At 61.8% G+C, this 24,531-nt stretch carries 21 protein-coding genes; 7 read left to right on the forward strand and 14 right to left on the reverse strand.

What is annotated here, in order from left to right; translation table 11 throughout:
- Positions 1-16: 16 nt before the first annotated feature.
- A complete protein-coding gene (locus SM130_RS05260) occupies positions 17-835 on the forward strand; it encodes a substrate-binding periplasmic protein (protein ID WP_102823095.1) in 819 nt (272 codons plus the stop codon).
- Here SM130_RS05260 and SM130_RS05265 read toward each other — a convergent pair.
- A complete protein-coding gene (locus SM130_RS05265; RefSeq protein WP_102823096.1) occupies positions 832-2,316 on the reverse strand; it encodes a sensor domain-containing diguanylate cyclase in 1,485 nt (494 codons plus the stop codon). The genes SM130_RS05260 and SM130_RS05265 overlap by 4 nt on opposite strands.
- Before the next feature lie 207 nt (positions 2,317-2,523).
- On the opposite strand from SM130_RS05265, the gene SM130_RS05270 reads away from it, so the two are divergent.
- Positions 2,524-4,455, forward strand: coding sequence for a methyl-accepting chemotaxis protein (locus SM130_RS05270; RefSeq protein ID WP_102823097.1), 1,932 nt, complete (start codon positions 2,524-2,526; stop codon positions 4,453-4,455).
- A gap of 60 nt (positions 4,456-4,515) precedes the next feature.
- Here the strand turns inward: SM130_RS05270 and SM130_RS05275 are convergent, their stop codons facing one another.
- The 9 genes from SM130_RS05275 to puuE all read right to left on the reverse strand — a co-directional run bounded on the left by SM130_RS05275 (position 4,516) and on the right by puuE (position 14,833).
- A complete protein-coding gene (locus SM130_RS05275; protein ID WP_102823098.1) occupies positions 4,516-5,340 on the reverse strand; it encodes a DUF5020 family protein in 825 nt (274 codons plus the stop codon).
- 100 nt (positions 5,341-5,440) lie between these two features.
- Positions 5,441-6,967: a uracil-xanthine permease family protein gene (locus SM130_RS05280; RefSeq protein ID WP_256044958.1), complete on the reverse strand. Its 1,527-nt coding sequence runs from the start codon at positions 6,965-6,967 to the stop codon at positions 5,441-5,443.
- Between the two features lie 162 nt (positions 6,968-7,129).
- On the reverse strand, positions 7,130-8,677 hold the full coding sequence (locus SM130_RS05285; RefSeq protein ID WP_102823099.1) for a cation:proton antiporter family protein: 1,548 nt from the start codon (positions 8,675-8,677) through the stop codon (positions 7,130-7,132).
- 129 nt (positions 8,678-8,806) lie between these two features.
- Positions 8,807-10,156, reverse strand: a complete 1,350-nt coding sequence (locus SM130_RS05290) for a nucleobase:cation symporter-2 family protein (protein WP_102823100.1) — start codon at positions 10,154-10,156, stop codon at positions 8,807-8,809.
- A 191-nt stretch (positions 10,157-10,347) separates the two neighbouring features.
- The gene (locus tag SM130_RS05295) at positions 10,348-11,604 is read right to left on the reverse strand and encodes a urate hydroxylase PuuD (RefSeq protein ID WP_102823101.1); all 1,257 of its coding nucleotides are present in this window, start codon (positions 11,602-11,604) and stop codon (positions 10,348-10,350) included.
- A gap of 87 nt (positions 11,605-11,691) precedes the next feature.
- Entirely contained in the window at positions 11,692-12,204 is a 513-nt protein-coding gene (locus SM130_RS05300; RefSeq protein ID WP_102823102.1) for an ureidoglycolate lyase, read from the reverse strand.
- 129 nt (positions 12,205-12,333) lie between these two features.
- Positions 12,334-13,329, reverse strand: coding sequence for an allantoicase (alc, locus tag SM130_RS05305; RefSeq protein ID WP_102823103.1), 996 nt, complete (start codon positions 13,327-13,329; stop codon positions 12,334-12,336).
- Between the two features lie 59 nt (positions 13,330-13,388).
- Positions 13,389-13,904 carry a 2-oxo-4-hydroxy-4-carboxy-5-ureidoimidazoline decarboxylase gene (gene uraD / locus SM130_RS05310; protein WP_102823104.1) on the reverse strand — a complete coding sequence of 172 codons (516 nt, stop codon included), beginning with the start codon at positions 13,902-13,904 and terminating at the stop codon, positions 13,389-13,391.
- On the reverse strand, positions 13,901-14,833 hold the full coding sequence (gene puuE / locus SM130_RS05315) for an allantoinase PuuE (protein WP_102823105.1): 933 nt from the start codon (positions 14,831-14,833) through the stop codon (positions 13,901-13,903). The genes uraD and puuE overlap by 4 nt, the downstream gene beginning before the upstream one ends.
- Before the next feature lie 279 nt (positions 14,834-15,112).
- Here puuE and uraH point away from each other — a divergent pair, with 279 nt between their 5' ends.
- Positions 15,113-15,466: a hydroxyisourate hydrolase gene (gene uraH, locus SM130_RS05320; RefSeq protein WP_102823106.1), complete on the forward strand. Its 354-nt coding sequence runs from the start codon at positions 15,113-15,115 to the stop codon at positions 15,464-15,466.
- 177 nt (positions 15,467-15,643) lie between these two features.
- Here the strand turns inward: uraH and SM130_RS05325 are convergent, their stop codons facing one another.
- Both SM130_RS05325 and SM130_RS05330 read right to left on the reverse strand, forming a co-directional pair.
- Entirely contained in the window at positions 15,644-16,270 is a 627-nt protein-coding gene (locus SM130_RS05325; RefSeq protein WP_102823107.1) for a LysE family translocator, read from the reverse strand.
- A 78-nt stretch (positions 16,271-16,348) separates the two neighbouring features.
- A complete protein-coding gene (locus SM130_RS05330) occupies positions 16,349-17,695 on the reverse strand; it encodes an NCS2 family permease (protein ID WP_102823108.1) in 1,347 nt (448 codons plus the stop codon).
- 366 nt (positions 17,696-18,061) lie between these two features.
- Between SM130_RS05330 and SM130_RS05335 the strand changes: the two genes are divergently transcribed.
- The 4 genes from SM130_RS05335 to SM130_RS05350 all read left to right on the forward strand — a co-directional run bounded on the left by SM130_RS05335 (position 18,062) and on the right by SM130_RS05350 (position 21,612).
- A complete protein-coding gene (locus tag SM130_RS05335; protein WP_102823109.1) occupies positions 18,062-18,817 on the forward strand; it encodes a GntR family transcriptional regulator in 756 nt (251 codons plus the stop codon).
- A 380-nt stretch (positions 18,818-19,197) separates the two neighbouring features.
- Complete coding sequence (locus SM130_RS05340; RefSeq protein ID WP_181019197.1) at positions 19,198-19,869, forward strand: metal ABC transporter ATP-binding protein; 672 nt, start codon at positions 19,198-19,200, stop codon at positions 19,867-19,869.
- 41 nt (positions 19,870-19,910) lie between these two features.
- A complete protein-coding gene (locus SM130_RS05345; RefSeq protein WP_181019198.1) occupies positions 19,911-20,729 on the forward strand; it encodes a metal ABC transporter permease in 819 nt (272 codons plus the stop codon).
- Between the two features lie 10 nt (positions 20,730-20,739).
- Positions 20,740-21,612: a metal ABC transporter substrate-binding protein gene (locus SM130_RS05350; protein ID WP_102823112.1), complete on the forward strand. Its 873-nt coding sequence runs from the start codon at positions 20,740-20,742 to the stop codon at positions 21,610-21,612.
- A gap of 243 nt (positions 21,613-21,855) precedes the next feature.
- On the opposite strand, the gene guaD is transcribed toward SM130_RS05350, so the two are convergent.
- Both guaD and xdhC read right to left on the reverse strand, forming a co-directional pair.
- Positions 21,856-23,163, reverse strand: coding sequence for a guanine deaminase (gene guaD, locus SM130_RS05355; protein WP_102823113.1), 1,308 nt, complete (start codon positions 23,161-23,163; stop codon positions 21,856-21,858).
- Positions 23,164-23,452: 289 nt separating this feature from the next.
- Entirely contained in the window at positions 23,453-24,286 is an 834-nt protein-coding gene (gene xdhC / locus SM130_RS05360; protein WP_102823114.1) for a xanthine dehydrogenase accessory protein XdhC, read from the reverse strand.
- Positions 24,287-24,531 lie beyond the last annotated feature (245 nt).

Here is a 24,531-nt window from a genome sequence, read left to right on the forward strand (position 1 = left end):
ACAAAAGGAGTTGGTCATGAAGTCCTTTCTTGCCTCGGTTGTTCTGGTGTTCTCGCTTCCCGCCCTCGCTGAGCCGACCTACACCATCGGCGTTGAGAAGGCGGCATTCCTGCCGCACTACCAGGGTGACGCCGAGGGCAATTACCAAGGCTTTGCGCGCGAGGTTTTCGACCGTTTCGCCGCCCATAGTGGCGTGCGGGTAACCCTGCGGGTGATGCCGGTCGATGCGCTATTGCCGGCGCTGCTGGCAGGCGAAATCGATGCGAAATACCCCGACAACCCGAACTGGTCGGTCCCGGCGAAGACCGGGCGCGACGTGAGATACAGCCAGCCACTGGTCAACTATGTCGATGGGGTCATGGTGGCGCCGCGCCGCGCAGGACTCGGCCTCGAGCAACTCCGGCGGCTCGCCGTGGTGGATGGCTGGACACCGCGGGGTTACGAAGACCGTATCGGCACGAATCAAATTCTGTTGGTCAGTACCAGGGATCTGCCGCGCATGGTGCGGCAGGCGCTGTTGAAGGACACCGATGGCGGCTACTACAACGTAGTGGTTGCAGCCCATTACCTTAATAACGTGCGGGCCAAGCCCGGCGCGTTGGTTTTCGATCCGGGCCTGCCGCATACCCGCGGCACCTTCAACCTTTCCAGTGTCCGGCATCCTGAGCTGATCCTGCGATTCGACCGCTTTCTCGATGAGCAGCGTCTCGAACTCGCAGCGCTGAAGGAAAGGCATCAGGTGGAGGCCAATCTGTCGTCTGAGTACATCGGTATGGAGCAGTGGAAGGTCGACTTTATCGAGCGGAAAAAGCTCAAGCAGACCGGGGGAAACTAGCAGCCGGACGGCGCAGTACCAGCGGTTTCGTGGGTTGCAGCAGCCAGGCATACGCGGTTGCGTCCGCTGTTTTTCGCTCGATAGAGGGCCTCGTCCGCTTCCCGTAGCATCTGTTCAAGCGTGCCTTTGGGTGCAAGACGCGCAGCGCCAATGCTTACGGTGACCTCCAGGCGCGTGCCGTCATAGTTGAACAGCTCTGCCTCTGTAGCCGCTCGCACGCGCTCTGCCAGCGAGGCTGCGGTGGCGAAGTCGGTGTCTTTGAAGAGCACGACGAATTCTTCGCCGCCCCATCGGGATACCAGATCGGACTGCCGAATCTGCCTGCTCAGCAGTTGCGCAAAGTGACGAAGCACGAAATCACCGGCCAGATGCCCGTGTCGATCGTTGAACTGCTTGAAGTGGTCCAGATCAAGAATTACCGCGCACAGGCTACCTTGTTGCCGCCTGGTTTCCAGGATGGCCTGTCCGGCGACCAGCGCAAAACCATGACGATTGAGCAATCCGGTCAGGGCATCGTGGGTGGCCATGGTTTCGATCCGCTGCAGATAGCGGCGGCTGATCAGACCCACCAGCGACAGCACCGTGGCGGTCACGCTGAAGCAGATCAGCAGATTTATCCAGAGGGCGCGGCGCACCGGCGCCATAACGCTGCTTTCCTGCTTTTCAACCATCAGGAACCAGCCCAGCTCCGGGATATCCCGAATGTTGATGAAGTGTTGCGCGCCCCCGCTCTCGTACGCGAATGAGCCCGGGCGAAGCTGCGGCAATTGTCGGTTGAGATCGGCCAGGCCAGGGACATCGGCCAGCGCGGTTCCGCGGGCAGCGCCATCCGGCCCGCCATGTTGACCGCTCATGGCGATGCGTCGGCGTGCATCGACGAAGTAGATGTTGCGTTGAAAACGACGCTGGTACGTATCGATCAGCTCCACGACCCGCTCGAGCGTCAAGCCAACCCCAGCGACACCCAGGAACTCACCGCCAGCGCCTAGCACGCGATAGTTGATGAACATCGTCAGCCTTGAGACGTCGACGACGATTTCCCAAGGTAGTCCGCTCTGTTCGAAGCGATAGAACCAGCCGTCGGCTGTATCGCTCGGTTGCATGGTTTGGGCTGAGGTGTCTGTGTAATAGGTTTCCGACACGCGCGAGGCGAAGAAGGCCGTGGACGTGTCGTATCGCTGCTGGATGGCTTGCAGGTAACGGCTGATCAATGCCGGGTTGGCTTCACCATGATCCAACCAGTCGAGCACGAAAGGATCTTGCGCCATCGCCGAGGAGACCTGGACCAGGCGAACCAGGTCTTTTTGTATTTCCCCTGAAATCACATCCGCGGTAAGCGGCAACTCCACGCCGATGATGCCTTTGCGGATGGTTTCCCGAGACATGTAGTAGCTGGCGAGGCTGCTAACGGCGAAGCCAATTCCAATGATTACCGCCAAAAGCGGGAGCAGGGAACGCTGCTTCAGGTTCAGTCGCGGCATCGATCACTCCTGCCGCAACAACTGCGCGGCTCTTTGCCCGCATTCTATCTGCCGAATCAGCCCGGCCGGGACGGCGCTTCAGCCCTCCGCCAAACGGTCTAAAGGGCCCATTTTTCCAGTCGATAGCATAATGACGCCAAATTTATATTGATGTATACATATAGCCATCAAGTTGTATGCATTCTAAAAACAACCGAGGTCGCAGTGATGCCTTTCATGCAACGCAGTATCCAATGGCAGCTGATTGTCAGCATGGGAGCAGCCCTGCTCACCAGTACTCTGATCGTCATTCTCGTGTATTCCTCCGCGGTCAATCGCTTGGCCGAACGCTATCTCGTTGGCCAGGCATTGCCAGCAAATATCGCGGCCATTCGTAACGACATCGAGCGCACCCTTACCGCTCCGATCACCGCTACGGCCGGCATTGCACATAACGCGCTGGTGCTTGATTGGCTGCGTGCAAGCGAATCTGGCATCGGCGCGGATGCTATCGGTCGTTATCTGGACGGTGTGAAAGCGCAGCAGAACGCGCTGACCACTTCGATCGCGGTACTGGAGAGCGGCAACTATTACTCAGAGGCGGGCCTATCTCGCACGCTCAGCCGCAGCGCGGCAGGCGACGGTTGGTTCTACAGCCTTATAGATGGCGGCATCGAACGGCGTTTCGAGATTGATATCGACAAGGCCTCTCGGCAACCGACCCTGTTTATCAACCAGCGCATCAGTGTCGCTGGTAAGACCTTGGGTGTTGCAGGGCTGGGCTACAGCCTTACGAGCATGTCCGAGCTGATCAGCAACTTTCGTTTTGGCGAGCGCGGTGAGGTGTATCTCATCAGTGGCGATGGCCGGGTGAAGGTACATCCACGAACCGAGAACAATGACCGAGCAGAACTGAGCACGCTGACCGGGCGTGATGCCGCGCAGCAACTGCTCAACCGGGCCGAGGGGGCGGTACGCTTCGAGCGCGACGGTGAAGCATTTCTGGCGATCGCACAGCCGCTGGAAAGCCTTGGCTGGGTACTGGTGAGCGAAGTGCCGGAAGCGGAAATCTTTGCTGAAGCCCGTCGTACGCTTTGGACCATCAGCCTGATCGGCGCGTGCATTGCCCTGTTTTTCCTCGGGCTAGTCGTCTTGTTGGCCCGAGGCCTGGTGAAACCGATTCGCCAGGTGACCAACGCGCTGGTTGAAATCGGCGGAGGTGGTGGCGATCTCACGCGTCGGCTGGACGAAAGCCGTGCCGACGAGCTCGGCGATCTGGCGCGCGGCTTCAATCGCTTTATCGGCAGCCTGCGCAGTCTGATCGGCGATGTGCTCAACACCAGCGAGCAGTTGCGCACCGCTGTCGGCCAGGTGGCGCGGGTGGTCGACGACACCGCCGTGCGCGCGGGGCGTCAGCATGAGATGACCGACATGGTCGCCACAGCCGTGCACGAGATGGGTCTCACCGTGCAGGAAATCGCGCGCAACGCCAGCAACGCGGCGCAAGCCTCGCAAGGCGCGCGCAGCGAGGCACTGCAGGCGCGACAGGTGGTGGGTGAATCGATCAGGCACATCGAGCGGATGTCCGGCGAGATCGGCCAGGCAGCCAGCTCGGTCACCGAGCTCGCGCAGCAGGTGGCCTCAATCGATCAGGTGCTGGCGGTGATCCGCAGCATTTCCGAGCAGACCAATCTGCTGGCACTCAACGCGGCCATCGAAGCGGCCCGTGCCGGCGACATGGGTCGTGGCTTCGCGGTCGTGGCCGATGAGGTGCGCACGCTGGCCAGCCGCACCCAGGCATCGACGGACGAGATCCAGCAAATGATCCAGCGTTTGAAGAATGGTGCAGAGACCGCGGTGGGCGCCATGCATGCCGGCCAGGCCGCAACGGGTACCGGCGTGCATGCCAGCCAGCGCACCGGTCAGTCGCTGCAGGCGATCACCGAGCAAGTGGAAGCCATCAGCGACATGAACACTCAGGTAGCCGCTGCGACCGAGGAGCAGAGCAGCGTCACCGAGGAGATCACCCATAACGTGCAGGGCATCGCCGATCTGGCGCAAGCCACGGCGCAGGACGTGCAGGAATGTCGGGCCGATTGCCAGGCGCTGTCGCAACTGGCAGAGGATCTGGGGCGGCAGATGGGGAGCTTCCGCCTGTAAGCCGGACGCCGGAAACGAAACGGGGCGCCCTGAGGCGCCCCGTTTTTTTTGCCTAGGCGTTTAGAAGTGCGCCTTGATCAGCACGCTGGCTGTGCTCTGATCGGTCTTGCCGACGAAGTTGCGGCTGACGAATCCACCGTCTTCGATGCCGTACTTGTTGGACCAGTAGTCGTATTCGATACCCACATAGAGACGACCCGGCTCGTTGTTCAGCGCCTTGCCCAGGTCGTATTTGATCTGCGGGACGATGTGCAGGTTCTTCTTCAGGAAATCGCCGCGGGACTCGGAACCCGCATCATTGACAACCCAGTCAATGAAGCCGTCGAAGAGGATGTCCGACTTGCCGACCGGGAAGGTCATCGCCCAGGTGGGCGTCACTTGCCACTGACCGGAAGCACGGCCGGTGGAGCCGTCGGGCTTGCGGTAGTAGAAGTTCAGCGCGAAACGGTCAAAGCCAGGCAGGTCGAGATCGAAGCCTGGGCCCAAGAGGTAGTTCTGATTCGGCACGCCTGCGGCCGAGCTTTCGCCGCGCTCGTAGGTGGCGGCAACCAGCACGTCCTTGACCACACCGAAGGAGAAGTCGCGGCCGCTGATCTTGCTCAGCGACAGGCGTGGGCTGAACTCGCCGTAGTAGGTGTGGCCGTCGCTGCCACTCACGCCGTTGTACCAGATGTTATCGACGAAGAAGAACATGTCGCCCCATGCCCAACCGCTGGCATGTTCGAAGGTGACGGTCTGCTGGGTGTCGGGATCGACCTTGTAATCCTGGCCGTACAGGTAGGTCAGGCTGTTGTTCTGCCAGTGCATCAGATCGCCGGCCAGCGCCGGTGTCGCGAGCAGGGCGCCGGTAAGGGCGAGGCAGAGCGGGGCAGTCTTCAGTTGCATAGGTGTGGTTCCTGTGTGTTTTTTTTTGTAGGCAAGGCCGTCGCGACCGGCGCGTATTCTGGGCGAAGGTCGAGACGGCGGGAAGCGGTGCGAGCGTCGTTCAACCCGTAGAATCGGCCCTGGTCGCATGCGGCATGACGTCACGGTTGTGGCGATCATCCTGTTTCCGGTAGTCGGGGATGTTCACCGAGAGGGTGTTGGTGCCGACGGCATCCTCGATCAGCTCTTCCGGGTCGAAGACATCCATCTCGCTCGGCTCTCGGGGCAGGAACAGATTGAGCAGAATGGCGCTGAAGGCGCCGATGGTGATCGGCGAGCCGAAGATGTTTTTCAGCACGTCGGGCATCGCGCTCAGCACTTCCGGCACGCCGGCAACGCCCAGCCCCATGCCCAGCGAGATCGAGACGATCAGCATGTTGCGCCGATGCAGACCCGCTTCGGCGAGGATCTTGATGCCGGCGATCGCTACGGTGCCGAACATGATGAGGGTGGCGCCGCCGAGCACGGGCTTGGGCATGGCTTGCAGCACGCCGCCGACCACCGGGAACAGGCCCAGCAGAATCAGCAGCCCGGCTATATAGAAGCCGACATAGCGGCTGGCCACGCCGGTCAGCTGGATCACGCCATTGTTCTGGCTGAAGGTGGTCATCGGCAGGCTGTTGAACACCGCTGCGGTGACCGAAGCGCAGCCGTCAGCCAGGATGCCCGACTTGATGCGCCGCATATACAGCGGCCCGCGCACCGGTTGGCGTGAAATCATCGAGTTGGCCGTGAGGTCGCCCGCTGTCTCCAGCGGTGTGATCAAGAAAATCACAGCGATCGGAATGAACGCCATCCAGTCGAAGGCGAAGCCGAAACGGAACGGCTGCGGCACGCTGACCAAGGGCAGGCTGCCGAGGCCGGACAGGTCGACCTTGCCCATCGCCAGTGCCACGCCGTAGCCAACGCCGAGCGCGACGATCACTGCAGAAAGCCGAAGTACCGGCCAGGGGAAGCGGTTGAGCACCACGATGATGCCGATTACCAGGCCCGCCAGAGCGAGGTTGGACAGCGCGCCAAGATCGGGCGCGCCGTAGCCGCCAGCGATGTCGGTCATGGCCACCTTGATCAGCGACAGTCCCATCAGGCAGATGATCGTGCCGGTGACCACGGGAGTAATCACCCGACGCAGCTTGTTGATGCACTGGCTGAAGGCGATTTCTACGAAGGCCGCGCAAAAGCTGACGCCGAACAGCGTGGCGAGAATCTCCTCAGGCGTGCCGCCGCGTGCCTTGACGATGAAGCCGGCGCTGAGGATCGCGCTGAGAAAGCCGAAGCTGGTGCCCTGCAGGCACAGCAGCCCGGAGCCGATCGGGCCGATGCGCTTGGCCTGGACGAAGGTGCCGAGCCCGGAGACGAACAGCGCCATGCTGACGAGGTAGGGCACGTAGGCGCCCAGGCCGAGGGCGCTGCCGACGATCAGGGTCGGGGTGATTACGCCGACGAAGCTCGCCAGTACGTGCTGCAGTGCCGCGAAGAGTGCCGGAAGGGGGGCCGGACGGTCGTCCAGCCCATAGATGAGGTCTTGCTGAGGTGCTGCAGCGCTGCCGCTGCTCGTATCGGTTGCGGTCATGGTCAAGCCTGCCATTTGTTGTTGTACGGTCATGGGCTTTCGAGGGTCACGGCACCTCTACCCGTCGCACCAGCTGTAGGGCGGTGATCGGATGGCCCGACTATAACAATCTGTGGACAGACGTTGGAACAATAAATTTTCGGATTGTGTACAAGATGACCGATGGTCGCACCTTCGCTATTTAGGGTCCAAGGCCCGCGCGACGTTCTCCGCCAGGCCCGCGCCGGCTTCGCTCATGGTCAGGTAGGTGTGATCGGCCCCGGCCTCTTGTATGCGCTGGGCAATGTCTTCGTACATGGCATGGGAGACGATCAGGCCTGAGAAACCATTTCCACGCAGCTTGGTGGTGGAAATGATCTTCGCTTCGGCGTCATTCATCGCCAGGATCACTGCCTTGACGTCGTTCATCTGGAGGTTCTGCCAGAACATCTGGTCTTCGGCATCGGCAAACAGAATATGGCGGCCTTCGGCGCTATTGCGCTCGACCATCACCGGGTCGGAATCCAGGCTGACCAGGCGATAGCCCTTCGCGCTCAGGTGGTCGTAGGCCGCGCGGCCGGTGCGGCCCATGCCCATGATCAGGATCTGTGCATCGCCGAGCGACACCGGTTGCTCGTCGGGGTGACGGATGTTTCGTTCAAGCGGAATCAGCCGGCGGGCCAGGCGTTCGTATAACGGGTGTACCACTCGATTGAGCTGCGCCGAGACGACGAACGAAAGCGCCACGGCAACTGCCAGCGGCGTCAACCATTGCGGCAGTACCACGCTGGCGACGATCAGGCCGAACTCGCTGTAGTTGGTCAGGCTCGAGGCGCTGAGGAAGGCACTGCGTGCGCGCAGACGAAAGCCGAGGAATAGAAAGAAGAACAGCACGCCCTTGAGCGGCAGCAACACGGCCATCACCAGCGCGAAGGTCAGCGCGCTGGCATCCGGCAGGCCGCCCATGCCGATCTGTAGAAAGAAGCCGACCAGAAAGACTTCCTTGATCGCCCACAGCGAGTTGGACAGTTCGCCGGCTCGCTTGTGCTTGGCCAGCATGGCGCCGAAGGCGAGCGCACCCAGTTCGGAGCTCAGCCCGACCGCTTCGAAGCCGTGGCCGCCGACCACCAGCGCGAGCATCAATCCCAGCAGTATCAGCAGTTCTTCATGACCGCTGGCGTCCAGCAGGCGGAACAGCAACGGACGCAGTAGCGGCAGCAGGAACACCAGCAAAGCCCATGGCGACGGCACCTGGCCGGCGGCCACGCTCATTACCACCAGCGCAATAAGGTCCTGGATGATCAGCACGCCGATTGCTACCCGGCCATGGAACGCGCGCAGCTCGCGCTTGCTCTCCAGCACCTTGGCCGCCAGCACGGTACTGGAGAACGACAGTGCGATCGCCAGTAGCAACGCCTCGTTCCAGGGCATATCGAGAATCAGCACGATGCCCGGCAGCACCAGCAGGCTAGATATGACGAAATGCAGCAGGCTGCCGCCGATGACCTCACGCCGTACCAGGTTGCTGATCTTCAGCTTGAGGCCGACGGTAAACAGCAGCAGCAGGACGCCGAGATGGGCCAGATGCTGGAGGATGTCGCTGTCGTTGGGGCCGACGCCAACATCCGAGCCGGCAGTCGATAGGGCGAAGCCGGCTGCCAGGTAGCCAATCAGCGGTGGCAGACCGATGTAACGGGCCGCCAGCCCCAGGACAAAGGCAAAGGCAATCCAGCTGGCTTCTAACATCGGCGGCGTCCGGGCAGGGAGGGCGCGGCATTGTAACGGGATGTCGTTGCTTGTCGAGGCATGCTCGGCGAGAGGTGAACCGACGGGCATGGCCTGCGTGGCGGCCCAGGCTGGCCGCCACGTTCAGGCTCAGGTGTGGGCCGAGCCGGTCAAGGCCTCACGCTCCGGGCCGCCAAGCACGTTGAACAGCAGATTCAGCGCCACGGCACTCAACGTCGCTAGGGCGATACCGCTGTGGGTGATCGGCTCCAGCCAGTGCGGCAGCTGCGCGAAGAACTCCGGGCGAACTACTGGAATCATGCCCAGACCGATGCTTACCGCAACCAACAGCTGGTTGCGTCGATCACTGATATCGGCCTCCTGGAGAATCTTGATGCCTGTCGCCGCGACCATGCCGAACATGGCGATACCGGCGCCGCCGAGCACTGCCGCGGGGATCGATGCAACCATGAACGCTGCTTTCGGTAGCAGGCTCAGGCTGATCAGGATCAGCCCGGCGACGGCGGTGACGTAGCGGCTGCGCACGCCTGTCATCTGCACCAGGCCGATGTTCTGGGCGAACGATGAGTGCGTGAAAGTGTTCATGAAACCAGCCAGGAACGTCGCGCCGGCATCACACAGCAGGCCACGGCGCAGCTGGTTCGGATCGACTTCCTGGCCGGTAATCTTGCCAAGGGCGAGAAACATCCCCGCGGACTCGACGAAGATGATCACCACCACCAGGCACATCGACAGAATGGGGGCGAGGAGGAATTGCGGTGCGCCAAAGTGATTGGGCGTGACGACTTCAAATGTGGACGCGGTATGTATGCCGGTCAGATCGACCATGCCGAGGCTGCCAGCCAGCACATAGCCCAGGCCCATGCCGATCAGCACCGATACGTTGACCCAGAAGCCGCGCATGAACTGGTTGATCAGCAGAATGACGACCAGTACGGCTGCCGCGACCCCAAGGTAGGGCAGGGCGCCGAATTCGCCAGTAGCGCTTCCGCCGCCTGCCCAGTTGACTGCCACCGGGAATAGCGAGAGCCCGATAGCGGTAATCACCGTGCCGGTTACCAGAGGTGGAAACAGCCGCACGATCTTGCAGACGAAGGGAGCGATCAGCAAACCGAAGAAGCCGGCGGCGATGGTCGCACCGAAAATGCCAGTCATGCCTACGCCCGGCATGCCGGCCATGACCACCATGCTGCTTACCGCCGCGAAGCTCGCGCCCATCATGACCGGCATGCGGATTCCTAGCGGCCCGATACCCATCGACTGCACAACGGTTGCGATACCGGCCACCAGCAGGTCGGCGTTGATCAGGAAGGCAATTTCTTCGCGCGACAGCCCGGCCGCCTGGCCCACTATCAGCGGGACTGCGACAGCTCCCCCATACATCAGCAGGACGTGCTGGAGACTCACCAGCAGCATCTGCAGCAAGGGCAGCCGCTTTTCTGTGGCTGGCGCGGTTTCCCGCTCGGTCACATCGTTCATGCAAACACCTCGGACGCTTTTGTTATTGGATAGTCGCGGTGACCTCGCTGAACGTGCGAGGCCGGGTTTCTGGGCTCGATCGGCTGCAGCCGGGCCCACCGGGTCAGGAGTTCTCTCCGTCTGGTGTGGTTAGGTTGGGTTGCTCGGGATGAAAAAAAGCCGCGCCCGGGAGCGCGGCTGGCGGGCGCCGATCAGTCGATCGGGGCGCCCTTGTCGATCCAGGCACCAAGCAGGTCGCGCTCTTCCTGAGTCATGTTGGTCATATTGCCCAGCGGCATGATCTGGCTGGCGACGGACTGCGCATGGATCTTCGCTGCCTGCTGCTTGATCTGCTCAGGCGTATCGAACATCACGCCTGCCGGGGGCGCGCTGAACAATGGGCTGCTCGGCTGTGCGGCATGGCACACCGTGCAGCGCTCATCGATCACGCTGCGAACCTTGGCGAACTCGCTGTTGCTGGCGTCAGCCTCTGCAACGGTGGAAGTGCCGGTCTGCTGCGCACTCATGCTGGCTTGCTCGGGGCTAGTCGGCGCCAGGTTCGGCGCGGCCGGTTGGCGATTCGGCGCGGTGACATAGGCCAGGCAGATCATGCCCAGTGCCGCGGCCGGTAGCGCCCAGGCGAAGCGATTACCACTGTGGCGGGTGTTGAAGTAGTGGCGTGCCAGCACCGACAGCGCGCCGAGGGCGGCGAGGATCAGCCAGTTGTACTGGCTGCCGTATGTGCTGGGGAAGTGGTTGCTGATCATGATGAACAGCACCGGCAGGGTGAAGTAATTGTTGTGCCGCGAACGCAGCAGGCCCTTGGCCGGCAGCAACGGGTCGGGCGTGCGGTTCTGTTCGATGGCCGCCACCAGCGCGCGCTGGGCCGGCATGATGATGCGGAACACGTTGCCGACCATGATCGTGCCGATCAGCGCACCGGTGTGAATGTAGGCCGCGCGACCGCTGAATACTTGCGAATAGCCCCAGCAGGCGGCGATCACCAGTACGAAGAGGATCAGGCCGAGCAGGGCGGGCGTTTTGCCAAGGGCTGAATCGCAGAGCAGGTCGTAGACGAACCAGCCCACGATCAGCGAGCCGAAGCCTAGGGCGATGGCGGTCGCGGGAGACAGGCCACTGCCTGGCGCGATCAGGTACAGGCTCGGGTTGAGGTAATACACCACCATCAGCAGTGCCACGCCGGACAGCCAGGTGGTGTAGGCCTCCCACTTGAACCAGTGCAGGTTTTCCGGCATCTGCGGCGGGGCCAGCTTGTATTTTTCCAGGTGGTAGATACCGCCACCGTGGATGGCCCAGAGGTCGCCCGAAAGCCCCTCGCGTGGGTTACTGCGGTTGAGGTTGTTTTCCAGCCAGACGAAGTAGAAGGAGGCACCGATCCAGGCGATGCCGACGATCATGTGAATCCAGCGAATACTCAGGTTCAGCCATTCGGTCAGATGTGCGTCCACGTTGATTACCTCTTTGCACGGCCACCGTAGCGGCCGTCATTTCTTCTTATTGGAGTCGGCTTGAGCCCGTCGCGAGTGCGGCTGCACTCAAGTCGATTTCCGTTGGGGGTCGAGGAGGAGTTGCTGATCCTCCGTGAAGAAGTACTCGTCGCAGTTGTTGCCTGAACCGCTGCGATCGACCACCAGGAATTCATCCCGCTTTTCGATCGTCAGCACCGGGTGGTGCCAGACGCCGCGGTGGTAATTGACGCCCTGCCTGCCGTTGCTGCGGAAGGCGCGGACGTTACCCGGTACAGGTGCATCGCCAAGTGGCGCGACCACGACCAGAAAGGGGTTGCCGAGCAGCGGAATGAACGCCTGGCTGCCCAGCGGGTGTCTTTCGAGCATGCGGATGACCAGCGGCATCTCCAGCGCATCGGCGGCGAAGATGCTGATGATGGCCTTATCGTCCGGCTGCGCGGTCTCGACCGTTGCCAGCTTGTGATAGCGGCGGGTGGAACCGTTGTTGATCATGAAGTGGTCGCTGCCTTCGGTTTCGATCACATCACCGAATGGGGCGAAGGCTTCCTTGGTCAACGGTTCGATCTTGAGTGTGCGCATGCTGTGCTCGTTCAGTTCGTAATGATTTTGGGGTGGGCCGGCCGGCTGCCGGAGCAGGAGGGTGGGCTTCAGCCCACCATGGCGTAGTCGCTGACCCTCAGGCAGCAAGCCACCCTACAACCGCCGGCTTTAGCGGGCCGCCTTGCCGAACAACCGCAGCCGGCTGACGCCACCGTCCGGGAAAATGTTCAGGCGCACGTGGGTGATCGGGCCGAGCTTGGCGATCTGCTCGCTGAATGTGTGCTCGGCGTGCATGGAAAGCTTCTGGCTCGGCAGCAGTTCGCGCCAGAACAGGCTCTGGGTCTCGATCTGGCTGTCGGTGCCGCCTTTGACATAGGCTGCCTGGATGCTGCAGCTGTCGGGGTAGTTGCCCTTGAAATGCAGGGTGTCGACGACGATGCGTTCGATCTCGCCCGGGTGACCTAGGGCGACGATGACCCAATCGTTACCCGGCGTACGACGACGGGCGGTCTCCCAGCCGTCGCCCATGTTTTCGCCACGATTGGGGTTGAGGATGTTGCTCATACGGCCGAAGTGCTCGTCCGAGCAGGCCAGCGCACGGCCGCCATTGAGCGCCGACGCCAGGTCGAGCTGCTCGTTGTCGCCGACGCTGTTCCAGTCGCGGAACGGGATGCCGTGCACGCGCAGGCGTGCCACACCGCCGTCCGGGTAGATGTTGAAGCGCAGGTGGCTGACCGGCTTGTCGAACGCGATCTCGTGATAGTGGTGGCTGTTGCCCTGCAGCTCGACCGCCGGCAGGATTTCCGTCCAGACGGTGTCGTCGCTCGGGTCGCCTTCGGTAATGAAGCAGGCTTCCAGCGAGGCGGACGGCGGGTAGTTGCCGGTGAAGAAGCTGGTATCGATGTCGACGCCCTTGATCGAGCCCGGCACGCCCAGGCGAATCACCGCGTGGTCGTAGCCTTCGAAGCGCTTGCGGCGCGACTCCCAGCCGTCCATCCACTTGCCGTTGTCATCGAATACGCCTTCCTTCCATACCGCCGGCGTCGGCTGGAACAGCCGATTGACGTCGGCGAACCAGTCGTCGGTGACGGAGACGGCGCGGGTGCCCAGGCGGGCATCAGCAAGGTTGACGTATTTTTCGAAGGGTACGGAGCTAGCTTTCATGACTCGTCTGCCTTGGCTGAGAGAAGCGGTTTCGATCGATCACTGCGTTGATGCGGTCGTTACATCGCCTGCAGACGGAACAAGGCGATCTTGTTGATCTCCGCCAGCGCTCGGGCGAACTCCCGCTCGGGGTCGTTGTGGATGCGTTCCTCGAAGGCGGCAAGGATCTGATGTCGATTGCTGCCCTTGACCGCCATGATGAAGGGGAAGCCGAACTTCGCCTTGTAGGAATCGTTGAGTTCGGTGAAACGGTCGAACTCCTCGGCGGTGCATTCATGGATGCCGGCGCCGGCCTGTTCCGAAGTGCTGGAGGCGGTCAACTCGCCACGCACGGCGGCCTTGCCTGCCAGATCAGGGTGAGCATTGACCAATGCCAGCTGCGTCGCGTGATCGGCCGCGAGCATGGCCTGCGACAGGCGGGTGTGCATCACCTCGACGTAATCCAGCGTCTCGTCGACGCCGGCGCCATAGACCGTCTCGGCGACCCATGGGGAGTGTTCGTAAACATCGGCGAAGGCGGCGACGAACGCGTCGCGGTCCAGGGTCGAAGGTTTGATCGTCTTGAAGGGGGTCATGCGTTGCGCTCCGCAGTAAGAGGGTGGGTGGCATGCCAGTGCCGTGCGATATCGACGCGGCGAGCGCACCAGACCTTGTCGAAGCCCTTCACGTATTCGAGGAAGCGAGCAAGCGAGGCCAGGCGCGCCGGGCGACCGAGCAGCCGGCAGTGCATACCGATGGACAACATCTTCGGCGCACCTTCGCAGCCTTCGGCGTAGAGCACGTCGAACGCGTCCTTCAGATAGGTGAAGAAATCGTCGCCGGTGTTGAAGCCCTGGACCTGGGTAAAGCGCATGTCGTTGGTGTCCAGCGTGTACGGGATCACCAGGTGCGGCTGTTCCGGTGTCGATTCCGGGTCCCAGTAGGGCAGGTCGTCGTCGTAGGTGTCGGAGTCGTAGAGAAAGCCACCTTCCTCGCGCACCAGCCGGCGGGTGTGCGGCCCGGTGCGGCCGGTGTACCAGCCCAGCGGACGTTCGCCAACGATATCGGTGAGGATGCGGATCGCTTCGAGCATGTGCTCGCGCTCCTGCTCCTCGTCCATGTACTGGTAGTCAATCCAGCGGTAGCCATGGCTGCAGATTTCGTGACCGGCATTGGCCATCGCTTTTATCAGCTCCGGATGGCGCTGGGCGGCCATGGCCACGGCGAAGATGGTCAGCGGAATGTCGTGCTTATCGAACAGCTTGAGCAGGCGCCAGACACCGGCGCGGCTACCGTACTCGTAGAGCGACTCCATGCTCATGTTGCGTACGCCTTGCAACGGCTGAGCAGAGACCATCTCGGACAGGAAGGCTTCGGATTCCTTGTCGCCGTGCAGCACGCAGCGCTCGCCGCCTTCTTCGTAATTGAGTACGAAAGACAAGGCGATACGGGCATCGCCCGGCCAATGCGGGTGCGGTGGATTGCTGGCGTAACCGATCAGGTCGCGTGGGTAGTCGGCGGTCACTGAGGTGCTTCCTGTATGGCGGGTCGTCTAGCTCGACTGGATGATCCGATTGTATACAAATTGATGTGCCGTTTGTAAATAGCCAATTTCGCCGGTATCGCGCTGATCGCTTTGGGGATGCTGCTACGCAGTCAGCATGGTGGCACCAGAGATCTGCAGAGATCGGGCCAATCCTGCCTATTTTGAATTGTGTACAAAATTATATGCAAATTGTCTTGAGTGGGCCGGTTCGCGTGGTTATGCTCGGGTCAGTTTCCTATCAACGAAGCGGAGGTGCCCGTGGGCCGATTGACCACACATGTACTCGATGCCGCCCATGGTTGTCCGGGCAGCGGGATCAAGGTGTCGCTGTATCGCGTTGACGACCAGGCGCTGACCTTGGTCGCCAGCCGAGAAACCAATGCCGATGGCCGCTGCAACAGCCCATTGCTGGAGGGTGATGATTACCTGTCTGGCGTCTACCAGCTGCATTTCCACGCTGGCGATTACTACCGCAGCCGCGGCGTGAAACTGGGTGAGCCGGCGTTCCTCGACGAAGTGGTCCTGCGTTTCGGTATCGATGCCGGGCAGGATCACTATCACGTGCCGCTACTGATTTCGCCGTACAGCTATTCGACCTATCGCGGTAGCTGAGGCATTTCCTTTACGTGCTGACTCTTCTGGAGTCCCTTTGCCCGCCGTCATGGCGGGTTTTTTATGGGCGGGAGAAAGCTGTGCGCGAACTACGGCGTGCGGCTAGCGGGTGCTTGGGGGCGAAGACGAGTTCTCCGCCGCGTCACCGCAGCTGACGGAGTGGATGAAAGTCCTCACTCACCGGCTAAACAACGAAGCCGCACCTGCGCCCCCAAACAGCGCCGCGCTGGTCCGGTTGAACCAGACGTGCCCCCTTCCGGAGCGCAGGTAATGGCCCGCACGCTGCGCGCCAAGTCCATAGGCCAACTTGCAGCCGAGATCCAGCACCGCCCAGGTGACGATCATCACCAGCAGCTGCGGCAGAAAAGGCTGCGCCGTGCTTAGAAACTGCGGCAGAAAGGCGGCGAAGAAGAGGATGTCCTTCGGATTGCTGCCGCCCAGCAGAAACGCCCGGCCGAACAGCCGACTGAAACGCGGGACGAGGGCCGGGGTTTCGATGTCGCTCGGCGCCGGTGCCTGGCGAGCCTCTTGCCAGCTCTGCCAAGCCAGGTAGAACAGATAGAAGGCACCGAGGATTTTCAGCACGCTGAATACCTGCTCCGACGCCATTAGCAATGCGCCGAGTCCCAGGGCCGAGGCGCAGAGCAGGGCGAGCGAGGCTGTCACCCCGCCGAGGAAGGCCGGCCAGGAACGGCGTACCCCGTAGTTCAGGCTGTTGCTGATCATCAGCAGCGACAGCGGCCCCGGTATGAGAATCACCACCAGCGCCGCACCGGCGAATAACAGCCATATCTCAAGGGTCATTGGGCCTCCTTGGCCTATGCAAAAGCCCCACCGCAAGCGGAGGGGCTAGGGGGCGAGCCGGGCGCTGCCCAGCTTCGTTCAGAGAAACGCGAACTTGGCGATAAAGATCACGCACAAGACATACAGGCTGATCGAGACCTTCTCGCGCTGCCCCGTCAGCAGCTTGAGCGTCGCGTAGGTCAGGAAGCCCAGCGCGATGCCATTAGCGATGGAAAACGTCAGCGGCATCATCACCACCGTAACGATAGCCGGAATGGTGTCGGTGTGGTCCTTCCAGTCGATGTGCGCCATGCCGCTCATCATCAGCATGGCTACATAGATCAGTGCGCCGGCCGTGGCATACGCAGGGATCATGCCGGCCAGCGGCGCAAAGAACATGGCGACCAGGAACAGTGCACCGACGGTGACCGCGGTCAGCCCGGTACGGCCGCCCGCGGCAACGCCCGAAGCACTTTCGACGTAGCTGGTGACGGGTGGGCAGCCGACCAGCGCGCCGGCGACACTGGAGGTACTGTCCGCTTTGAGGGCGCGTGAGAGGTTCTGGATCTTGCCGTCTTCATCCACAAGGTGCGCGCGATGCGCAACGCCCATCAGCGTGCCGGCGGTGTCGAACATGTTCACGAAGAGAAAGGCCAGGATCACGCTGACCATCGCGACGTTCAGCGCGCCGGCGATGTCCATGGCTAGCCAGGTCGGCGCCAGACTAGGCGGCATCGAAACCAGGCCGTTGTACTCGACCAGACCCAGCGCCCAACCGATGCCGGTGACCACCAGCATGCTCAGCAGAATCGCGCCGAAGATGTTGCGATGACTGAGTACGGCGATCATCAGAAAGCACACAGCTGCGAGCAGCGCAGTGGGTTCGCCGAATGAGCCCATGGTCAGCAGGGTCGCGGGGCTGTCGACGACGATGCCGGCGGTCTTCAAGCCGATCAAGCCGAGAAACAGGCCGACGCCGGCGCCCATGGCGAAGCGCAGGCTCATCGGAATGCTGTTGAGCAACCACTCGCGTAGACGAGACAGGCTCATGATCATGAACAGGATGCCGGAGATGAACACCGCGCCCAGCGCGATCTGCCAGCTGTAGCCCATCTCGCCGACCACGGTATAGGTGAAGAACGCGTTGAGACCCATGCCGGGCGCCAAGCCCACCGGCCAGTTCGCGTAAAGCCCCATCAGCAGACAACCGAGGGCCGCACCGATACAGGTCGCAACGAAAGCCGCGCCATGGTCGATGCCGGCGTCGGCCATGATGTTGGGGTTGACGAAGATGATATAGGCCATGGTGACGAACGTCGTCAGGCCGGCAAGCAGCTCGGTCTTGATGGTGGTTCGGTGGGCGGTGAGTTTGAAGAATCGGTCGAGCAAGCCGGGATTCTTCGGCTGCAGCCCGAGGGCCGCCTGTTCCTGCTTGGTGCTTTCCACAAGGTGTTCCTCATCGTTCTTGTTGTCTATCACCCAGAGCGGTGCTCTTGAGGCAGGTGATGGTGAGGGCTCGTCCTGTTCGATTTTTTTGACCGAAAGGTCAGGAAGGCTTGTTCGCGATTATGCTTTTGTATACAAAAAATGCAACTCGATTCGTAATGTTTGCCTTTGGGTCTCTGGATAGACGCTCTCGGGCAGTTCTCTGGACAGGCACGCTAGAACAAAGGCGGTAGGCGTCGAGATTTGCAAATCGTTGATTGTGCACAATGAAACTGGATTTATTTCGCTGTTTGCCCCACAGCCACTGCAGTCAGGCGCTGAAAGGCAGTAAAGTTCGGTCTGCCGATACTTCCGACGCGAGTCACCATGAACGAACAGTTGCAGCCTCTGAAAAAGCCGACGAAAAGCGGCAAGGTCCGTACCGGGACCCAGGACGACATCGTTTACGCACACATCTTCGATGCAATCCTCGAACAGCGCCTTGCGCCGGGCACCAAGCTCAGTGAAGAAGCCCTGGGCGAAATTTTCGGGGTGAGCCGCACCATCATCCGACGCGCGCTTTCGCGCCTGGCGCACGAGGGCGTGGTGCTGCTGCGGCCCAACCGCGGCGCCGTGGTTGCCAGTCCCAGTGTCGACGAAGCCCGACAGATCTTTTTCGCGCGGCGGTTGGTCGAGCGAGCCATCACCGAACTGGCGGTGCAGCACGCAGGCGCCGATCAGCTGGCCGAACTGCGGCAGATGGTGACAGACGAGCAAGATTGCTTCGCCCGTGGCGATCGCGGTGCCGGCATTCGTCTTTCCGGCGAATTCCATCTGAAACTGGCCGAGGCGGCGAAGAATGCACCGCTGGTGAGTTTCCAGCGCAGTCTGGTTTCGCAGACCTCACTGATCATTGCTCAGTACGAAAGCGGCAACCGCTCGCATTGCTCTTACGATGAGCACAACCAGCTGATCGACGCCATCGCTGCGCGCGACAGCGAAAAAGCGGTCAGCCTGATGATGCATCACATGGATCACATCGACAGCAAGCTCAACCTCGATGAAGACAGCGCGTCAGACGATCTGCACGCCGTTTTCTCGCATCTCGCCCTGGCGAAGAAAAAGCCGCGTACGGCCCGCTAGGCTTAGACCTGATCGCGCTGGCGCGCATCGCGCCAGCGCCAAGTGTTTCGCCATCAATCGCGCCGGCAGCCCGCCGGAACCAAGCAGCCCCCTGCGAAGCCATTCTCTGTCTCGATGCCGCTGAACTCCGTCTGCCTATGTCCCGCTCTTTGGCGGTGCAGGCTGCGTCTGTTTTTCTAGTCCCGGGATCTCCCATGCGTCTCCTTCATCCTTGCTGATCATTACAGAGGTCGGTTGCGGCGCCTTGGTCGATATGCATATTGTTATGTTATAACTATAGCATGCGCTTGCTGGCTCACTCCCGCATCTAGGCAGAGACGCGGGCGCGCTGCCGAGCGCAAATACCGTGCGGCCCGGAACTACTCAATTACGAGGTGACAATGATCGAATGCCATGGCTTGCAGTGGGGCGCCGGTGGGCGCGCGCTTACGCCACCGCTGGATCTGCGCTTGACGGCGGGCAGCCTGACCGCCGTCATCGGTAGCAACGGCTCGGGCAAGAGCAGCCTGCTCAAGGTGATAGCAGGGCTGGATCGGCCATTGGCAGGCCGAGTCGATGTGGGTGTACCGCTCATGGGTGGTGTGGCCTATTTGCCGCAACAACAGCACGTGGATCGGCAGTTCCCCATTCGCCTGGCCGAACTGGTCAGTGCCGGTTTCTGGCGCAGCCGACTGGGGCGTAGCGGGCGTCAGGCGCGGCTGCGCCAGACATTGGTGGACTGGGGGCTGCTCGACCTTCAAAGCCAGGGCTTGCATGCGCTTTCCGGTGGCGAATTGCAGCGTGCCTTGCTGGCGCGTCTGAGCCTGACCGATGCTCAGGTGTTGTTGCTCGACGAACCCGAGGCGGCATTGGACGACGTGGGGTTGCGTCTACTCTGGCAGCACGTCGAGCGCTGGCAGCAGGAGGGGAGGACGCTGGTACTGGTCAGCCATAACCTTGCCGGACTGGAGCGGAACAACTGCGAGGGGTTGCTGATCGCGCGCAGCGGTTGCCTCAAGGCACCGATCCGCCAGTTCGCGGCCGAGCGGCAACAGCTTGGGCAGGTCGCGTGACGCCGGATGTTCTCTGGGCACCTTTCAGCGAATTCGCATTCATGCGCCGGGCCTTGTTCGGCAGCGTTGCGCTGGCCTGCAGTGCCGGACCGCTTGGCGTGTTTCTCATTCTGCGTCGGATGAGCCTGATGGGTGATGCCATCGCCCACGGCATTTTGCCCGGCGCAGCGCTGGCATTCTGGTTGTTCGGCTTGAGCCTGCCGGCGCTGACCGCAGGCGGCTTGGTGGCCGGCCTTGGCATGGCCGGGGCAGCAGCCTGGGTCACGCGGCGTACCGGGCTGCGCGAGGATGCCAGCCTCGCGGCGCTGTATCCGATTTCGCTGGCCAGCGGTGTGCTCCTGCTTGGTTTGGCCGGGCGCAAGCTGGATCTGTTGCACCTCTTGTTCGGCTCGGCGCTGGCGGTGGATACGACCACGTTGTACGGCATGCTCGGCACTGCAATGTTCAGCCTGGTGGTGCTCGCCCTGAGCTATCGCGCCCTGGCGCTGGACAGCCTCGATCCGTTGTTCCTGCGCAGCATCAGCCGCTTCGGCCCGCTGGCACATGCCGCCTTCCTGACGCTGGTGGTGCTCAACCTGGTGATCGGCTTCCAGGCCATCGGCGCGCTGATGGTGGTGGGGCTGATGATGTTGCCCGCTGCCGCGGCGCGCTTCTGGAGCCGTCGACTGTTGGTCCTGTTGCCGCTCGCTGCGCTGATCGGCGCAGTGTGCGTGTGGCTGGGGCTGCTGCTTTCCTTCTACGCCAGCCTGCCCAGCGGGCCGTGCATCGTGCTGTTGGCCGGCATTTTCTATCTGTTCTCGGTGGTCGCTGGCCCGGTTCACGGCCTGCTGCGCTCGTCTCCATTTCCCATGACTGTTTGAGGTATTGATCATGCGTTACCTGCTTTTCGCGCTGGCCTTGTGGCTGCCTTTGTCGTTGCAAGCGGCGGAAAAACTGAATGTGGTGGCGAGCTTCAGCATCCTGGCGGATCTGACTCGCGAAGTCGGCGGCGACAACATCGACCTGATCAATCTCGTGCATGCCGATGCCGACGCGCATCTCTACGAGCCCAGCCCGGACGATGCCAAGGCTTTGCTGCGTGCCGACCTGATCATCGCCAACGGCCTGGGCTTCGAGCCATGGCTGGAGCGCGTGCTCTCCAGCAGCGAGCCCACCGGCAAACGCATCAATGCCAGTGCGGGTGTCGTGCCGTTGATGCTGGATGAGGATGGAGAGCGAGTGCCGGATCCGCATGCCTGGCAGAGCCTGACCAATGCCGAGATCTATGTACGAAACATCGCCAAGGCACTCGGCGAACTCGACCCTGCCAACCGCGACGTCTACAACGAGCGTCGCGACGCCTACCTGACCCGCCTGCACGCGTTACTCAAAAAAGCGGACGCTCGGATTTCGGGTTTGCCGGCCAGTCAGCGCAAGGTAGTGACCAGCCACGACGCATTCGGCTACTTGGGGCAGGCCTGGCAGCTGGAATTCATCGCGCCTCAGGGATTGTCCACCCATGACGAACCCTCGGCGGCGGACGTCGCCGCACTGATCCGGCAGATACGCAGCGAGGGCGTACGCGCGGTGTTCGTCGAGAACATCCGTGATCCGCGGCTGATCGAGCAGATCGCCGACGAGGCCGGCGCCACCGTCGGCGGCACGCTGTATTCGGATGCACTCGCTAGTGAGGGACCAGCCAGCACCTATCTCGGCATGTTCGAGCACAACCTCGACACGCTGATGGCGGCGTTGAAGCCGTAGGGCGGATCGCGCTTCACGGATCCACGCGTTCTTTAGCTTGGTGCGATTTGATGGTGGACGTAAAAAGCGCGATTCACGGGTTCATTGGGTTCTGTGCGACTGGTGGTGGATGTAAAAAGCGACATCCACCCTACGGGCCGCGGTTTTGGCTCCGATCCGTAGGGTGGATCCCGCTTCTCCGATCCACGCGTCCAACAAAACACGCATCAACGGCTGTTGATGATTACGTCCGCGACCTGCTGTTCAGGAAGCCTTTCGGTGCACCGAAACCCCTGCGGCGTAGGTTTCTTTCACCGCGCGGTCATCACCCAGAATCATCAGGGCGAAGAGTTTCTCCTGCAGCGTTGTCGCCTGGCTCAGGCGGTAGTCGATCAGTGGGGTCGCCTTGTAGTCGAGGACGACGAAGTCGGCATCTTTGCCCGGTTGCAGGTTGCCGATCTTGTCGTCCAGATACAGCGCCCGTGCGCCGCCGAGCGTGGCCAGGTAGAGCGCCTTGAACGCATCGAGTTTCTGGCCCTGCAGCTGCAGCACCTTGTAGGCCTCGTTGAGGCTTTGCAGTTGCGAGAAGCTGGTGCCGCCGCCGACATCCGTGCCTAACCCCACCCGTACGCCGTAGCCTTCCAGCTTGGCCAGATCGAACAGGCCGCTGCCGAGGAACAGGTTGGAGGTGGGGCAGAAGGCGACGGCCGAACCGGTCTCTCCAAGACGTTTGCATTCGTCGTCGCACAGGTGGATGCCATGGGCGAATACCGAGCGCGCGCCGATCAGACCATGATGGTCGTAGACGTCGAGGTAGCCTTTACGCTCCGGGAACAGCTCTTTAACCCACTCGACCTCCTGCTTGTTCTCAGAAATGTGGGTGTGCATGTACAGGTCGGGGAATTCGGCGAACAGCTTGCCGGCGAGTGTCATTTGCTCGGGGGTGCTGGTCGGCGCGAAACGCGGCGTGACGGCGTAATGCAGGCGGCCCTTGCCGTGCCAGCGCTCGATCAGTTCCTTGCTGTCGGCATAGCCGGTTTCGGCGGTGTCGGTGAGGAAGTCCGGTGCGTTGCGGTCCATCAGCACCTTGCCGGCGATCATGCGCAGGTTGAGCTTTTCTGCCGCTTCAAAGAAGGCATCCACCGACTGCTTGTGCACCGTGCCGAACACCAGCGCTGTGGTGGTGCCGTTGCGCAGCAACTCGCCGAGGAACAGGTCTGCCTGCTCGCGGGCATGCGCCATGTCGCTGAAACGCCCTTCGTTGGGGAAGGTGTAGGTTTCCAGCCAATCCAGCAGCTGGGTGCCGTACGAGCCGATCACGCCGACCTGCGGGTAGTGAATATGGGTATCGATGAAGCCGGGGGTGATCAGCGCATCCGGGTATTCGACCACCTCGGTGCCGGCCGGCAGCGTGGGTAGCAGCTCGGTGGCAGCGCCGATGCGCGCGATCTTGCCGTCCTCGACCACCAGCAGGCCGTCCTCGAAATATTCGTAGGATTGCTCGATGCCCACTTCGCGCGGGTCAGCAAGGCAGTGGAGCAGGGCGGCACGGTAGGCTTTTGCTTGATGCATGGCGTTCTCTCATAAAACAGTCGTGGGAGCGGCCTTGACCGCGATTCGCTCGAAGCGGCGTCTTCGTGCCCAAGGCTCGACGTCCCTGAGCGCTCCCATTCCTTCGTTGTTGGATTCCGGCCCAATGCGTTGTCGTGCCCGGTTCTGCGTCTACCAGTCCTGAATCGACGAGGCAGGGCAGCAGTGCGGCGCGAAACGCTTTGTGGGTGTGGTGTTTCTTCGTAATAAATCATGGGCGCGATGGCATTGACGCGCTGTGACGTTTTTTCGCGGTTAAAACCGCGTGCCGTCAGCCACGTCGTGAGGCGGGCACCAGCATGGGCACCGGCTTTTCACCGTCTGCGGTTTTTTCACCAAAGCTGGCGTTGTAGGTGGCAATCACCTCACCGGCAATCGATACGGCAATCTCGATCGGCAATTTACCCTTCACTTCGGCGATACCCATCGGGCAGCGCATGCGCTGCACGGTTTCGGGCTGGAAGCCGCGGTCGCGCAGGCGGTGTTCGAACTTGGCGCGTTTGCTCTTCGAGCCAATGAGCCCGTAGTAGGTGAAGTCGTTACGCTCGAGGATCGCCGCGGTCAGCTCCAAGTCGAGTTGATGGTTGTGGGTCATGACGATGAAGTAGCTGCCCGCGGGCATGTCCTCGACTTCATCGACGACTTCGTCATTCACCACCTTCTCGACCCCCTGGGGGATATGAGCCGGAAATTCGCTTTCACGTGAATCGATCCAACGCACCTTGCACGGCAAGCTGGCCAGTAGCGGCACCAAGGCGCGACCCACATGGCCGGCACCGAACACGGCGATATGTGCCTGCGGTTGGCCCATGGGTTCAAACAGCAGCACAGTGGCGCCGCCGCAACATTGGCCCAGGCTCGCGCCGAGGGAGAAGCGCTCGAGACGGGTATCGCGGCTGCGGTTTTCCAGCATCTCATGAGCGATCTGCTGCGCCTTGTATTCCAGATGGCCGCCACCAATGGTGTCGTACAGACGCTCGCGGCTGACCACCATCTTCGAGCCGGCATTGCGCGGCGTCGAGCCACGCTCCTCTATGATGGTCACCAACACACAGGGTTCGCCTTGTTGTTGCAGGTCGGCGAGGGCGTCTATCCAGCTGTTCATGTCGTTCTCCGATGCCTAATGGCATGCGATTTTTCCGTGTAGGCGCCAGAGCCGCCTAGTTCTGCTCGGGAACAGAGTTCGGCGATCGCTTCGCTGCGGCGCGGAACACGCCGCGATCAAGCTCGCTCCTACGATTAACTCCACCACCGTAGGGTGGGTTGAGCTTGCGATACCCGCCGCGATCATCGGCAACATCGATGGGTATCGCTTCGCTCAACGCCATCCTACGGTTCTCTCTACGCAAC

The organism is Stutzerimonas stutzeri, from assembly GCF_038561965.1.
Classification (GTDB): Bacteria; Pseudomonadota; Gammaproteobacteria; order Pseudomonadales; family Pseudomonadaceae; genus Stutzerimonas; species Stutzerimonas stutzeri_AA.